10 protein-coding genes are annotated in these 13,655 nt (G+C 51.0%); 3 read left to right on the top strand and 7 right to left on the bottom strand.

Annotated elements, in window-relative coordinates:
- From QZ331_RS13505 to QZ331_RS13490, 4 genes are all read right to left on the bottom strand, one after another.
- Positions 1–129, bottom strand: a 129-nt coding sequence (locus QZ331_RS13505; protein ID WP_294631155.1) for a thioredoxin family protein, incomplete at its 3' end; no start/stop codon positions are given.
- A 130-nt stretch (positions 130–259) separates the two neighbouring features.
- Positions 260–2,419: a S46 family peptidase gene (locus QZ331_RS13500; RefSeq protein ID WP_294631154.1), complete on the bottom strand. Its 2,160-nt coding sequence runs from the start codon at positions 2,417–2,419 to the stop codon at positions 260–262.
- A complete protein-coding gene (locus QZ331_RS13495) occupies positions 2,420–4,579 on the bottom strand; it encodes a S46 family peptidase (protein ID WP_294631152.1) in 2,160 nt (719 codons plus the stop codon).
- Between the two features lie 32 nt (positions 4,580–4,611).
- The gene (locus QZ331_RS13490; protein WP_294631151.1) at positions 4,612–5,844 is read right to left on the bottom strand and encodes an anaerobic sulfatase-maturation protein; all 1,233 of its coding nucleotides are present in this window, start codon (positions 5,842–5,844) and stop codon (positions 4,612–4,614) included.
- Between the two features lie 157 nt (positions 5,845–6,001).
- Here QZ331_RS13490 and QZ331_RS13485 point away from each other — a divergent pair, with 157 nt between their 5' ends.
- Entirely contained in the window at positions 6,002–6,736 is a 735-nt protein-coding gene (locus QZ331_RS13485; RefSeq protein WP_294631149.1) for a DUF4369 domain-containing protein, read from the top strand.
- Positions 6,737–6,864: 128 nt separating this feature from the next.
- On the opposite strand, the gene QZ331_RS13480 is transcribed toward QZ331_RS13485, so the two are convergent.
- Positions 6,865–7,623, bottom strand: coding sequence for a lysophospholipid acyltransferase family protein (locus QZ331_RS13480; RefSeq protein WP_294631147.1), 759 nt, complete (start codon positions 7,621–7,623; stop codon positions 6,865–6,867).
- 117 nt (positions 7,624–7,740) lie between these two features.
- Here QZ331_RS13480 and QZ331_RS13475 point away from each other — a divergent pair, with 117 nt between their 5' ends.
- The gene (locus QZ331_RS13475; RefSeq protein ID WP_294631145.1) at positions 7,741–8,994 is read left to right on the top strand and encodes an exonuclease SbcCD subunit D C-terminal domain-containing protein; all 1,254 of its coding nucleotides are present in this window, start codon (positions 7,741–7,743) and stop codon (positions 8,992–8,994) included.
- Positions 8,991–11,858 (top strand): AAA family ATPase, encoded by a 2,868-nt coding sequence (locus QZ331_RS13470; protein ID WP_294631144.1) that lies wholly within the window; start codon positions 8,991–8,993, stop codon positions 11,856–11,858. Before QZ331_RS13475 ends, QZ331_RS13470 begins: the two co-directional genes overlap by 4 nt.
- Here QZ331_RS13470 and QZ331_RS13465 read toward each other — a convergent pair.
- Together QZ331_RS13465 and QZ331_RS13460 are read right to left on the bottom strand one after the other, a co-directional pair.
- On the bottom strand, positions 11,842–13,008 hold the full coding sequence (locus tag QZ331_RS13465) for a metallophosphoesterase (RefSeq protein ID WP_294631142.1): 1,167 nt from the start codon (positions 13,006–13,008) through the stop codon (positions 11,842–11,844). The two genes, QZ331_RS13470 and QZ331_RS13465, sit on opposite strands and share 17 nt — an antisense overlap.
- Positions 13,009–13,017: 9 nt before the next feature.
- Positions 13,018–13,593 carry a hypothetical protein gene (locus QZ331_RS13460; protein WP_294631140.1) on the bottom strand — a complete coding sequence of 192 codons (576 nt, stop codon included), beginning with the start codon at positions 13,591–13,593 and terminating at the stop codon, positions 13,018–13,020.
- Positions 13,594–13,655 lie beyond the last annotated feature (62 nt).

Here is a 13,655-nt window from a genome sequence, read left to right as displayed (position 1 = left end):
TTTGTCGCCTACTACCGATTTCAGCTCTTCCAAAACGGGCTTCATCGCTTTGCACGGTCCGCACCATTCTGCAAAGAAATCTACTAAAACGGGTGTCGGCGACTGTATCAAATCCTCAAACTTTTCCATAATCTTTCCTTTCTTAAAGTTAAAACGACAGCCGTTTGAAGGCTGCATCTATGAATTCTGTTTTATAGATAGAACGCAGGAAAAGCCTTTTTTGTTCACCAGGCAGTGGTTTTTACGGAAACTTGGCTGCTTATTCGACAATCGTCAATTCATCAATCAAGTGGGATGCTCCCGCAAATTTGTCGATGATGAAGAGCGTATAGCGAATATCGACGCAGGCGGCACGCTGTGATGAAGGGCGGAAGGCGATGTCGCCTGTCAATCCTTCGTAGTTACGGTCGAATCCGGTTCCTATCAGTTCGCCTTTGCCGTTGAAAACCGGGCTTCCGGAGTTTCCACCTGTATTGTCGGTATTCACAATGAAGCAGACAGGCATTTCACCGTTTTTGCCATAGTGGCCATAGTCTTTGGCAGCATACAGCTCTTTCAGTTTCTTGGGGACTACAAATTCCCAGTTTGCCGGGTTCTCTTTCTCCATTACTCCCTTGAGGGTGGTGTGGGCACCGTAGACTACACCGTCCGCCGGTTCGTAGGAATGTACCTGCCCGTAGGTAAGCCGCAGCGTAGAGTTTGCATCCGGATAGATGGGAATACCCTTCTCCCGTTTCATGTCCATCATACCTTTCACCCATACTTTGTGGGCGGCCTCGTAGTTTTGGTTGGCATCTTTCATGGCAATGGTCGTTTTCAGTATTCCGTCGGTGATGGAATATTTGAGCAGAACCATCCAGTCGTGTCCTATTTTATACAGGCTCGGTTTTTTGATAAACTTCTCGAAGTTCTGGGGATTACCTAAGATGGAATATTCAAAACAAGCATCGACAAATGCATCCGTATTTCCTTTGAAACGGGAGTTGATGATTTCGAAGATGTTGATTCGTTGTTCTGCCGGGATGTAATCGGCATAAGTTTTCAGCATCTCTTTGCCCACCATCTTCTCCACTTCCGGGAAGGGAACGGAAGCGAAATATTTCTCGCCCTCCTCTTTCAGCCTTTGGGTAGCTTCGCGGATTTTTTCCTTATCCTTCGATTGTAAGGCGGTCACCATTTCCGTTGTGGAAGGAATACGCATGAAATCGAGGGCAGTCACTAACGCTTCTCCGATTGCCTGCTGGTGGTAAAGCGCATCTCGGCGGTGAGCTACGATAGAGCGAATCTCATCGAAAGCCTTCTGATACGAGTTGTCACCCTTTTCGCGTCCGCGTGCGAGGAGTTCCTCCTGCTGTTTGCGTTTGGTTTCTAAGACATTGAGACGTATCAGTCCTTCGTTCATACCGATGGCATTCTTCCAGTAGTTGGCAGACGATGCATATTTGCTGGCATAGTGGATGCGCACGGCAGGGTCTTTCAGCATTTGTTCCATCAGCACCTTCTGACGGGCTTCGCGCACATGATGGCGCATGAAGTTGGTAGTCTGCATACGTTCCTCCACTTCGTCGGAAATCATATACCGCCAGTTACGTCCGGGAAATCCCATGACGAAGGTAAAGTCGCCTTCCTGCACTCCGGCAAGGCTGATGGTGAGGTGCTTCTTCACTTTCAGAGGAACGTTCTCCTTCGAGTAGGGAGCAGGCTTGCCATCCTTGTCCGCATAGATGCGGAAGAGCGAAAAGTCGCCGGTATGGCGTGGCCACATCCAGTTGTCGGTGTCGGCTCCGAACTTGCCGATAGAGGAGGGCGGAGCACCTACCATGCGAATGTCACTGTATTCGGTTTTGACAAACAGATAGTATTTGTTGCCCCCGTAGAAGGCTTTAAGTTCCAACTTCGTGGCGGGAATGACCTCTATGTTCTCGGCTTTGGCGAAACGTTCGGCAACTTTGGCGAGATAGGTAGGCGACAGGTAATTGACGCCATCCGGATCGGGGTCTTTCTTCAGTTGCTCGTTCACGTAGTCGGTGACGTCGAGTATTTGGTCGATGTAAGTAACGGTGAGTCCCGGAGTAGGAAGTTCCGCTTCGCGGTTCATTGCCCAGAATCCGTCCGTCAGATAGTCGTGTTCCACATTGCTGTGCTGTTGGATGGCTCCGTAGCCGCAGTGATGGTTGGTCAGCACCAATCCTTCGGAAGAGATAACCTCGCCTGTACATCCGCGTCCGAAGTGCACAACGGCGTCTTTCAGTGAAAGCCCGTTGTCGTTGTAAACCTCCTCGATGGGAATCTCCAGGCCAAGCTCGCGCATGGCAACCGCGTTCTGAGTTTTCAGGTCGGTCAGCATCCACATACCTTCGTCGGCGTGGATGCTGAGGGTTGCCAATGATAATAGAGTAAATAAGATTGGCTTTTTCATTTATTCTATGATAGTCATTTCGTTAATCAAGTGTCCGCAGTTGCCTAACTTTTCGAGGATGAAGAGCACGTAGCGGATGTCTAAGTTGATGCAGCGTTGCAGGTTGTTGTCGAAGTTGATATCCCCACTCAGCGACTCCCAATTGCCGTCGAAGGCACAGCCTATCAGCTCGCCGTTTTCGTTCAGTACCGGACTTCCGGAATTTCCTCCGGTGATGTCGTTGGTCGACAGGAAGCAGACCGGCATATCACCGTTCGGCAATGCATAACGGCCGAAGTCTTTCTTCTCTATCAGTTCTTTCAGCTTGGCGGGCACTACGAATTCACGGTCATCGGGATTCTCTTTTTCGAGGATTCCTTTGGCAGTGGTGTAGTAGTTATAATGTACGCCGTCTTTCGGGGCATACGGTTTCACGTTACCGTAAGTCAGGCGGAGAGTGAAGTTGGCGTCCGGATAGGAGGGCACAGGCAGTTTCATGTCGCCAAGACCACGGATGTAGGTCTTGTGTAGCAGCGTCAGTTCCTTATCCATGTCTTTCAGTTGCGAAAAGAGCTGTTCCAACAAATCATATTTCGACTGGCAATATTGCAAGGCAAGGTCATTGTCGATGGCTTTCACCGTCGGCTTTTTGACAAACTTCTCGAAGTTTGCACGGTTGGCGAAGATAGAGTTATCGTACATCTCGTCGATAAATTTGTTGTAGTCGCCTTTGTACTTCTGTTCAATCACCTTGTAGATAGACGGACGTTGCTCTGCCGGAATCATTTCCGCATAAAGCGGGAAAAGCGCTTTTGCCACTTTGCGGTCTACCTCATGGTCGTAGTCTTTGTTGTGGATAGCCTCGTAAGTCTCTTTCAGACTCTCCACGCGTACCTTTATTAAAGAGTCGTTCTTTTCCGCCAATGCTTCCCGTGTTTGGGTGAGCATCGTGTTGCCGAATTCTATGGCTCCGAAGAACGTCTCTCTCAGGCAAGTGAACTGATACTTGAGTGGAGCGGTCTGGGCTACCAGGTCGTCTATTTTCTTCACTACTTCGGCATATTCGGTGTTGTTCTTTTCTTTGGCGAATGCGGCGAACTTGGCTTCCTGTGCCGCTTTCGTGCCCAGCACATCGTTGTCGATGATGGCTTTGTTCATTCCGATGGAGTTTTTCCAGTAGTTGCTGGAGCCGGCATACTTGTTGGCATACTGGATGCGGATTTTGTCGCTGGCGTTCATTACCTCCTTCAATACAGTCAGGCGTGCACCCCGGATGCGGATGCGCGGCTCGTTTTCCGATTCCATGCGCTCTTTCACCTCCGATACGGTGAGGTAGCGGCTTGTGCTTCCGGGAAATCCCATAATCATCGCATAGTCTCCCTCTTTCAGTCCCTTGATAGAGATGGACAGATGCTTCTTGGTTTTTAACGGCGTGTTGGAAGCACTGTATGCTGCCGGTTCGCCGTTGGCATCTGCGTAGATACGGAACATGGAGAAGTCGCCCGTGTGGCGGGGCCACATCCAGTTGTCCGTTTCACCGCCGAACTTACCGACAGAGGAGGGAGGTGCGGCCACCATACGTACGTCCGTATATACTTTCTTGTAGAACAGATAGAACTTGTTTCCGGCATAGAACGGGAGTGCTTGCGGCTCAATTCCCTTTTTGCCTTTCAAGTCACTTTTGTCATAAAGCTCCGCTGCCAGTTTTTGAAGGAATGCGCCTGTGAATGATTCGAACTCCGTGATTTCTTTGGAAGCAATTTTAGCGTTGACGATATCGGTGACATCCTCGATGCGTTCGATAAAGGTAAATTTCAGTCCCGGAGTAGGAAGCTCTTTCTCTCTGGAAGTGGCCCAGAATCCATCCGTCAGATAATCGTGCTCCACGCTACTGTGCTGCTGTATGGAAGCATATCCGCAGTGGTGGTTGGTCAGAATCAGCCCTTCGGGCGAGATAATCTCTCCCGTACATCCGCCACCGAATATACCGACGGCATCTTTCAGTGACACACCGTTGGGATTGTATAAATCCTGCGCTTCCAGTTTCAAACCTTGTTTCTTCATCATATCAATGGAATGCTGTTGCTGCATCAGTTGCAATAGCCACATTCCTTCGTCCGCTTTGGCGGAACATACGATTAGCGCAGTCAGCGCCAATACATAAAGTTTTAGTCTGTTCATTGAATCAATGATAAAAATTAAATATATGATTATTAAAATGTTCCGTTTTTCAGAGCCTCCATGATATTGGCGGGCGGGCGTTGGTTCATCAGCTCGTTTTTCATGAAGTCCATATAGGGAGCCACGTGTTTGAAGAACCGGTAGTATCCTTTGCACAAGTAGTTCAGTCCCACTTCTCCTTCCGATGTCCGTCCGAAACGGTTTTTAGGACATTCGCCGTTGCAGGCAAAGAGAAATTCACACTCCTTGCATTGAGTCGGGAGCGACCGGTATTTCATGTTGCCGAAGTTGTGCTGGCGTTCGCTGTGCATCATTTCCACGAGCGTCTGGTTGTAGATGTTTCCCAATTTATATTCGGGAAACACGAAGTGGTCGCAGGAGTAAACATCGCCGTTGAACTCCATGACGCCGGCGTGTCCGCAGCTCTTTGCCATCGTACATACGCCTGGCTGTTCGCCCATCCAGTTGGCGAGGGTAGAGTCAAACAGTTGGATGTAATAGTTGCCTACGTCCTCCTTCACCCATTCGTCGAAGATGGTGCAGAGGAAGTTGCCCCATTGCTCGGGGGTAATGGAGAAATCGGCCAATGTTCCTTCTTTCTCTTCGGCAATGGAGGCGAGGTGGCGTCCGTCCTGATGTGGTAGGATACGCTCTACAATGGGAGTAAACTGGATGTAATGGCAGTCTATCTCTTTGAAAAAGCGGTAGAAATCTAACGGGTAATCGGCGTTGAAGTCGTTGACAACAGCCATTGCATTCCATTCTACCCCGTGTTTTTTCAGCAGGTTGATACCCTGCATCACTTTCACGAAAGAGGGTTTTCCTAACTTGTTCTTGCGATACTCGTCGTGAAACTCCTGCGGTCCGTCGATGGAGACGCCTACCAGCCAGTTGTTGTCGTGGAAAAACTTGCACCATTCGTCGGTGAGCATGGTTCCGTTGGTTTGGATGCAGTTGTCGATGGTGCGTCCGCGCGCATACTTCTTTTGCAGTTCCATCGCCTTTTTGTAGAAAGAGAGCGGGCGCATCAGCGTCTCTCCCCCGTGCCAAGTGAAGAGCACCTGAGGCATGGTTTGCGAGTTGATATACTCTTCGATAAACTTTTCGAGAAGCTCATCGCTCATCACGTGTTTGGGATTATCTTTGTACAGGTTTGCTTTCTCCAGATAGTAGCAATAATCGCACGCAAGGTTGCATACGGCGCCTACCGGCTTTACCATCACATAAAGCGGTTTGGCAAAAGGGGCATAAGTCGATGTTTTCATGTTTGCAAAATTAGATAAACTAAATGAAAAAAAGTTCGTTATACCTATGTTTATAAGGATTATTAAAGAAAAGTGACTTACAAGAATTAAATATTGATAAAATGTTTCCTCGAAATCCGAATCGGTTGTACCTTTGCGCACAGAATTTTAATAAAAGATGAACGTGAATAAGATTTTGCCTTTTTTACTTTTGCTTCCGTTCTTGAGCTCTTGTGCTGATAAATACAAGATTCAAGGAACTTCTTCCGTGAATAGCCTGGATGGGAAAATGTTGTATCTTAAGTCGCTGAGCGGCAACGAATGGGTGAAGATAGACTCTGCCGAGGTGGTGCACGGAGAGTTTTCGATGAAGGGAAAGATAGATTCCGTACAGATGGTATCGCTTTATATGGACAATGAAAGCATCATGCCCATTGTATTGGAAAACGGCAAGATTACGGTGACCATCAGCAATACCGAGTTGAAGGCGGTAGGTACCTCTCTCAACAATGCTTTGTATGAATTTATCGACAAGAGAAACAAACTCGAAGAAAGCATCGTCGAGTTGGAACAGCGTGAAACCAGCATGGTGCTCGACGGCGGCGATATCGAAGAGATTCATTCGCAACTGATGGTGGAAGGCGATTCGCTGATGAATGAGATGAACCGTTATGTCAAAACTTTTATTTCCACCAATTACGAGAACGTATTAGGCCCAAGCGTGTTCATGATGCTTTGCAGCTCTCTTCCGTATCCCATCATGACTCCTCAGATAGACGATATTGTAAAAGATGCTCCTTACTCATTCAAGAGTAACAAGTTGGTGCGTGAGTTTCTTTCCAAAGCAAAGGAAAACATGAAACTGATAGAAGAGCAGCAGCGTTTGCAGCAGAACGAAGCGGAGAAAAAATAACAAGCAATGTGAACTGCCTTAACAAGCAATGTTATGCGCTTTCCCAAGCATTGTTATCACACTTATCAAGCATTGTTATCCGGCGGTTGACAGATGTAAAAAAAAACGGGCAATTACTGCCCGTTTTTTTATTTGTCCTGGTCGTCGTTTCTTATCATGCCTCTATGCTTTTCGGGTAGTGCGCTTTCTACCGCAGCATAAGCCTCCGTCATGGTTGCTTTCAGGTTTTCCATTCCCTTTCCTTTGGGCGGAATGGGGTCGTGGATGGTGAGAATCATGCGGTGGCGGTGTATCCATTTGCCTGTGCGCGGCAGGATTTCAAACGAGCCGTCGATGGTGACAGGCACTACCGGCAGTTGTAAATCGTCGGCCAACTGGAAAGCCCCTTTCTTAAAATACCCCATATGTCCCGTAAACGTACGCGCTCCTTCCGGGAAAACCACTAACGAAACCCCGTCTTTCAGCGAATCTTTTGCCTGCCGGATGGTCTCCAACACCTTTTTCGGACCGGAGCGGTCGACAAAGATATGTCCGGCGCTTTCGCACGCCTTCCCTACGAATGGCAGTTTGCGCAGGCTTTTCTTCATCATCCACTTGAAGTTTCTGCCAATGAAACCGTATATCAGAAAGATGTCGAACGACCCCTGATGGTTGGGAACGAAGATATAGGAAGTCTTATCGTGCAGTTTCTCGCGCCCGCGAATCTCTACGGGAATCAACAACAGAAGGCAGATTAACTGCGACCATAGCTTTCCCGGATAGTATCCCCAGAAGTGGGCTCCGCCCAAAAGGGAACCTACGATGGTGACCAGCGCCGTGAGGATGGTCAGCACTAATAATATAGGTAAAGCGATGCAAATCTGATAAATATAATAAAGTATCTTCATAGGGGTTGGAATTTTATTTCGCAAATATAGTGGATTATTGGTAAAAAAGCGGTGCGGATGCTATATTATCTTTTCCGATTGTGCTATTTTTGTCCTTGAGTTATTAGAGATAAAACCATGATACGTATATTGCATACTGCCGACTGGCATCTTGGACAGACCTTCTTCGGCTACGACCGCAGCGAAGAACACGAAGCCTTTCTGAGCTGGCTGGCAGAAGAAATCCGTCGGCAAGAGATTGACGCACTGATTATAGCCGGCGACGTTTTCGATGTTTCCAATCCTTCGGCTGCATCCCAAAGCATTTATTACCGGTTTGTTCACCGCGTGACGGCGGAGAATCCGCACCTACAGCTTGTCATTGTGGCAGGCAACCACGATTCGGCGGCACGTCTCGAAGCCCCCCTGCCTCTGTTGCAGGCAATGCGGACAGAGGTGAGAGGAGTGGTGCGCAGGTTGGAAGACGGAGAGATAGATTACGACCATCTGTGCGTGGAGTTGAAGAACCGGAAGGGGGAAGCGGAACTGCTTTGCATGGCCGTCCCCTTTTTGCGCCAGGGAGATTATCCGGTGGTGCAGACCGAAGGGAATCCGTATGCCGAAGGCGTGCGCGAACTCTATACGCAACTCCTGCAAAGGTTGTGGAAACGGAGGGAAGCCCGTCAGTCGATTCTTGCTATCGGCCATTTGCAGGCTACCGGTTCGGAGATTGCCGACAGGGATTATAGCGAACGCACGGTCATTGGCGGGTTGGAGTGCATCTCGCCCGACGCCTTCTCCGAACAGATTGCCTATACCGCTTTGGGACATATCCACAAAGCCCAACGGGTGTCGCACCGGGAGAATGTCCGTTATGCGGGAAGCCCCATACCGATGTCTTTTGCCGAGAAGCATTATCATCACGGGGTGGTGATGGTGACGTTCGACGAGGGATATGCGGTAGATATCCGAAGGCTCGAATGTCCGAAGTTCGTTCCGTTGGTGAGCGTGCCTGCCGGAGAACCCGCTTTGCCGGAAACGGTACTGAAAGCTCTGCAAGAGCTGCCGGCGGTGGAGGGAGCCGCACCCTATCTGGAGGTGAAAGTATTGCTCGAAGAGCCCGAACCCATGCTTCGGCAGGAAATAGAGGAGGTCTTGGCGGACAAGAACTACCGTTTGGCACGCATCGTCTCCACCTATCGAGACAGTGCGGAGGATGCGGCAAGGGAAGAGGCCGACTGGAAAAGGGGGCTGCAAGAGATGTCACCCTTGCAGATTGCCCGCTCTGCTTTCGAGAAGATTTACCGGTCGGTGATGCCTGAGGAGTTGACCGACTTGTTTCAGGAAGCCTACCTGGCTGCCACCCGCAAAGAAGAGGAGGACGAAAAATGAAAATATTAGCCATACGATTAAAGAATCTCACCTCGATAGAGGGAACTGTGGAAGTGGACTTCAACGCGGAGCCGTTGCGCTCGGCGGGAATATTCGCCATCTCGGGTGCCACGGGGGCAGGCAAGTCTACTTTATTGGATGCATTGTGCTTGGCGTTGTATGACAAGGCGCCCCGTTTCGCCGCTTCGGTCGAGAGCGTGAGCCTGTCGGATGTAGGAGACAATCAGGTCAACCAGTCCGATGTGCGGAACCTGTTGCGGCGGGGAACGGGCGACGGATATGCGGAAGTCGATTTCTTGGGGATAGACGGCCGTCGCTACCGTTCCCGCTGGTCGGTAAGGCGGACAAGAAACAGGGTGGACGGTTCGTTGCAGCCGCAGACGTTGGAAGTCAGAGAACTGGATACCGATAAAGTGTTTCAGGGCACGAAGAAAGAGCTGTTGGCACAACTGACAGCGTTGGTAGGCTTGACCTACGACCAGTTTACGCGTACCGTCCTGTTGGCACAGAATGATTTTGCCACCTTCCTCAAATCGAAAGGGGCGGCGAAGGCGGAACTGCTGGAGAAACTGACGGGCACAGCCCTCTATTCACGCATCTCGCAGGAGATATTTGCCCGCAACAAGGTAGCGCAGGAAGAGATAGCCTTGATTCAAGGCAGGCTCAGCGTCATCGAACTGATGCCGGAAGAAGAGCTGTTTGCCTTGCGCAAAGAGAAAGAAGCATTGGTCAAGAAGCGCGCCGCAGGGATTAAACTCTTGGCAGAGCAGAATGCACAACTGACGGTGGTACGCTCCTTGAAGGCACAGGAAGAGCTTCGGACGAAGAAGCAGGAAGAGGAGCAGGGAGAGCAGGCGAAGTTGGACACCGCCCGCCAACGGCTTGCCGGGCAGGAAGAGGGCTTGGTTCGTTTCAAGGCTCAATGGGAAACCATACAGCCGGACTTGAAGAAAGCGCGCCGGTTGGACGTGCAGATACAGTCGCAGCAGGAGAGTTACACACAGGCACGGCAAGCGTGGGAAGTTGCCCGCAGCCGGGCGGCGGAGCAGGAGAAGAGGGTGCGGGAAGCTACGGAACTTTTGCAGGCTGCCCACCGTTCCCTGAACCGTCTGCTGCACCGTGTGGAAACGGAAAAACATCTGCCGCCCGAACAGATAGACCTTATCTTGCAGCAGGAAGAACAGAAGTTGCAGGCGGAAGCCGGGGCAAACGAAGAACGCTTGGCACGGCTGAATGCCTTCGGCTATCCGTCGTTGGCAGAAGAGCAGGTGAAGTTGCAGAAGGAGTGGACACGGCAGCAGAACCTTCGCCAACTTGCCGAAACGGAGACAAAAACGAAGGCTGAAATCGGAAGGTTGGAGCAGGAGACCGCCGCTTGCCTGCAACAGCAAGTGGAACAGGAAGCCGCGTTAAAGACTGTGCAACGGCTTTATGAAAACGCCCGCATGGCGGTAGGCAAGGATGTGAAAACCCTGCGGCAGCAGTTGCAGGAAGGAGAAGCCTGTCCCGTCTGCGGCAGCATGTCGCATCCTTATCATCGGGAACAGGAGGTGGTGGATACTCTTTTCCGCAATATCGAGCAGGAATACAATGCCGCGCAGGCTTCCTGCCGCGAACTGAACAACCGGACCATTGTCCTGCAACGTGACTTGTCGCATCAACGGAACATCGAAAGCCAGGTAGGCAGTCAGTTGGCCGCATTGCGGAAGGAGGGAACGGACGCAGGTGACGAGGAGCAGATACGCCGTCGTCTCGAAGAGTTGGCGGCACTGATTCGGGAGTACCGCACCTTGTATGCGGAATGGCAACGCGCCGACGAGACGGTCAAGAAGTTGCGCGCTTATTGCGAAGCCTTGCGTGCGGACGTCTCCCAAAGCCGTCTGGCAGCGCAGAAGGTAGCCTCAGCAAAAGAGCAGACTGCCACCTTGCAGCATATGGCGGCTTCCGAACAGCAACGGTTTGAATCGGCAGAGAAGGGATTGGAGGCACTTCGCCGCGAACGCGCCGCCTTGCTGAAAGGAAAAAGTGCGGACGAAGCCGAAGCGGTAGTGGCACGGAAGGAGAAGGAGTTGAACCTTGCTCTGGAACAAGTGCGCAAAGAGGTGGAGACCGTACAGAACCGCCTGTCGGGCTTGCAGGGAGAACTGAAACAGATTGCACTTGCCGTAGAGGAGCTGCGCAGGCAACAGGAGCAGATTGAGTCGCCCGAACAACTTCCCGAAACGATTCGGAGACAGCAAGAAGAGAACCTCAACATCGAACGCAGCCTTTCGGCAGTGGAAGCCCGCCTGCTGCAACAGTCGAAGAACCGGGAAACCGCCGGGCAGATTGCACAGGAACTGCAACAGAAGCAGACCGTCGCCGAACGTTGGGCAAAACTCAACAAACTAATAGGCAGTGCAGACGGGGCGAAGTTCAAGGTGATTGCACAGGGATATACGCTGAACCTCCTGCTGCTGCATGCCAACAAGCACCTGTCTTACCTCTCCAAACGATATAGGTTGCAGCAAGTGCCCGACACACTGGCACTTCAGGTGATAGACTGCGATATGTGTGACGAGGTGCGCACGGTCTATTCCCTTTCCGGTGGCGAATCGTTTCTGATTTCATTGGCGTTGGCATTGGGACTCTCTTCCTTGTCGGGCAATAACCTGAAAGTGGAATCCCTTTTCATCGACGAAGGATTCGGCTCGTTGGACGCCGAAAGCCTGCGCACGGCAATGGAGGCATTGGAGCAACTTCAACTGCAAGGGAGAAAAATCGGAGTGATATCCCACGTGCAGGAGATGTGCGAGCGGATTTCCGTACAGGTACGGGTGCAGAAGAAGGTGAACGGGAAAAGCGTGCTTACCGTCGTAGGGTAAGCACCGTTATTTCGGGCCATGCGCCGAAGCGGAAAGGAAGCCCCACATAGCCGATTCCCACATTGACATACAAACCGCGCCTGCCTTCGAGATACATCCCGCTCCATTCGGGATAGATATGTGAGGAAAGGGAGTAGCTGCCTATCCTGAACTGCATGGCGTGGGTGTGTCCCGCCAACATAAGGTCGATGTCCGATTGCGGAAGCACTTCGCGTCTCCAGTGCGTGGGGTTGTGGCTCAGCAGCAGTTGGAACATCCCGTCGGTGCCTGCTTTTGCGCGGGCAAGGTCGCCGTGTTGGGAGAAGGGCGGTTCGCCTTCGTTCTCCACACCGATAAGTGCAATGCTGTCGTTTGCGCGCGTCAGCACCGTGTGCGAGTTGTTGAGCATTGTCCATCCCATAGCTGCCTGTTTCTGTTTCAGTGCGGTGAGGTTGTCATCCTGTTCCTGCTTGCTTTTCCAATGGAAGTAGGGACCGTAGTCGTGGTTGCCCAATATGGAGTAGACGCCGTCACGGGCTTTCAGCCGCGAGAGGATTTCGCGGAATTCGTCCAATTCTATAGCGCGGTGGTTCACCAAGTCGCCCGTGAATACGATAAGGTCGGGCTGTTGGGCGTTCACTATGTTTACCATTCTTTCGATGGCGGAGGCATTGCCCGTCCAGCTACCGATGTGTATGTCCGAGAGCTGCACGATGCGGTATCCGTCAAAGGCTTGGGGAAGCCGGGGAGAGGAGTAGCTCACCTCCTTGACTTCAAACCGGCTGCGTCCGACAAACGAACCGTAGAGAATCATCACCGTACAGAGGACTGACAGTATCAATCCCGCACCGGTAAACGGGGCACGCGGCATACGGAGCCAATGGTGAAAAGGCATTCCGATGAGGGTACAGAGAGCCAGCACCAGTTTGGGAGCTGCAAAGAGGAAAAAGAAAATGGAGAACCATCCGATGACCTGTGTGTGGCTTTCGGAAAACGAGTTGTTGGCGAAAAACACGAGATACAGTAATCCTGCGGTCAGCAACGTGCTTGGCAACCAATAGAGAATGCGCCACAGGCGGTTGGCGGTGAGCCGTGAGACAAACCGGAGGTAGAGGAAGAGATCCGGCAGAAGGAGTATTAGTAGCAGAAAGATAAATACGCGTTGTAACATGATGTCCTTTTATATCAGTTCGTTTAATTCACTCAGGTTCTTTTTGATTTCGTGGATACGGTTCAGGAACTTCTTGCGGTAAATCCACAGAATCAGTCCGAGCCCGCCGCCCCACAGCAGGAAGAAGCAGAGCATCATCGTTATTCCGTATTGCCACACTTGCCAATATACAAACGAGAGCACCGCCAATAGCAGCAGGAAGCCGATGGAGCACAGACGTTCTCTGATTGTCCACCGGTGGATGCGGTTGACGCGGCTTATCACTTCGACGAGGGGCATTTCGTCTATCTGTGTCCGTTGCAGGAAGCGGGCGGTGACGATGTCCCAGCAGAGTGCCGGAAGCCAGGCAAGCAGGATGATGATGTAAACCGGGTTCCAGCGGTGGTGTGTCAATACTTCCGCCAAAAACAGGATTAACACCGGCAGGGAGATAAGAATCAGCCTGATATTGAGGTTGGCAATGGCGTGCAGACCTTTGCCGGTGTGGCCTATCAGCTTTGAAAACTCTTCTTCCTTGATAAGCTCCCTGTCTTTGAGATGTTCGTCAAGCACATTCCATGATTTTTTCAGTTCTTCCAGTTCCATATATCTTATTACCTGTTGGTTGAATTAAATTAGTGAATATTTTATCTGTCCAATCGGACGGT

The organism is uncultured Bacteroides sp., assembly GCF_910586915.1.
Taxonomy (GTDB): Bacteria; Bacteroidota; Bacteroidia; order Bacteroidales; family Bacteroidaceae; genus Bacteroides.
Note: the sequence above shows the minus strand (reverse complement) of the source record. Positions and strands in the feature narration are given on the sequence as shown.

Coding starts and splice junctions, on each gene's coding strand:
- QZ331_RS13465 (WP_294631142.1), bottom strand. CDS start 13,008: ATGTTACAACGCGTATTTATCTTTCTGCTACTAATACTCCTTCTGCCG.
- QZ331_RS13470 (WP_294631144.1), top strand. CDS start 8,991: ATGAAAATATTAGCCATACGATTAAAGAATCTCACCTCGATAGAGGGA.
- QZ331_RS13480 (WP_294631147.1), bottom strand. CDS start 7,623: ATGAAGATACTTTATTATATTTATCAGATTTGCATCGCTTTACCTATA.
- QZ331_RS13475 (WP_294631145.1), top strand. CDS start 7,741: ATGATACGTATATTGCATACTGCCGACTGGCATCTTGGACAGACCTTC.
- QZ331_RS13500 (WP_294631154.1), bottom strand. CDS start 2,419: ATGAAAAAGCCAATCTTATTTACTCTATTATCATTGGCAACCCTCAGC.
- QZ331_RS13495 (WP_294631152.1), bottom strand. CDS start 4,579: ATGAACAGACTAAAACTTTATGTATTGGCGCTGACTGCGCTAATCGTA.
- QZ331_RS13490 (WP_294631151.1), bottom strand. CDS start 5,844: ATGAAAACATCGACTTATGCCCCTTTTGCCAAACCGCTTTATGTGATG.
- QZ331_RS13460 (WP_294631140.1), bottom strand. CDS start 13,593: ATGGAACTGGAAGAACTGAAAAAATCATGGAATGTGCTTGACGAACAT.
- QZ331_RS13485 (WP_294631149.1), top strand. CDS start 6,002: ATGAACGTGAATAAGATTTTGCCTTTTTTACTTTTGCTTCCGTTCTTG.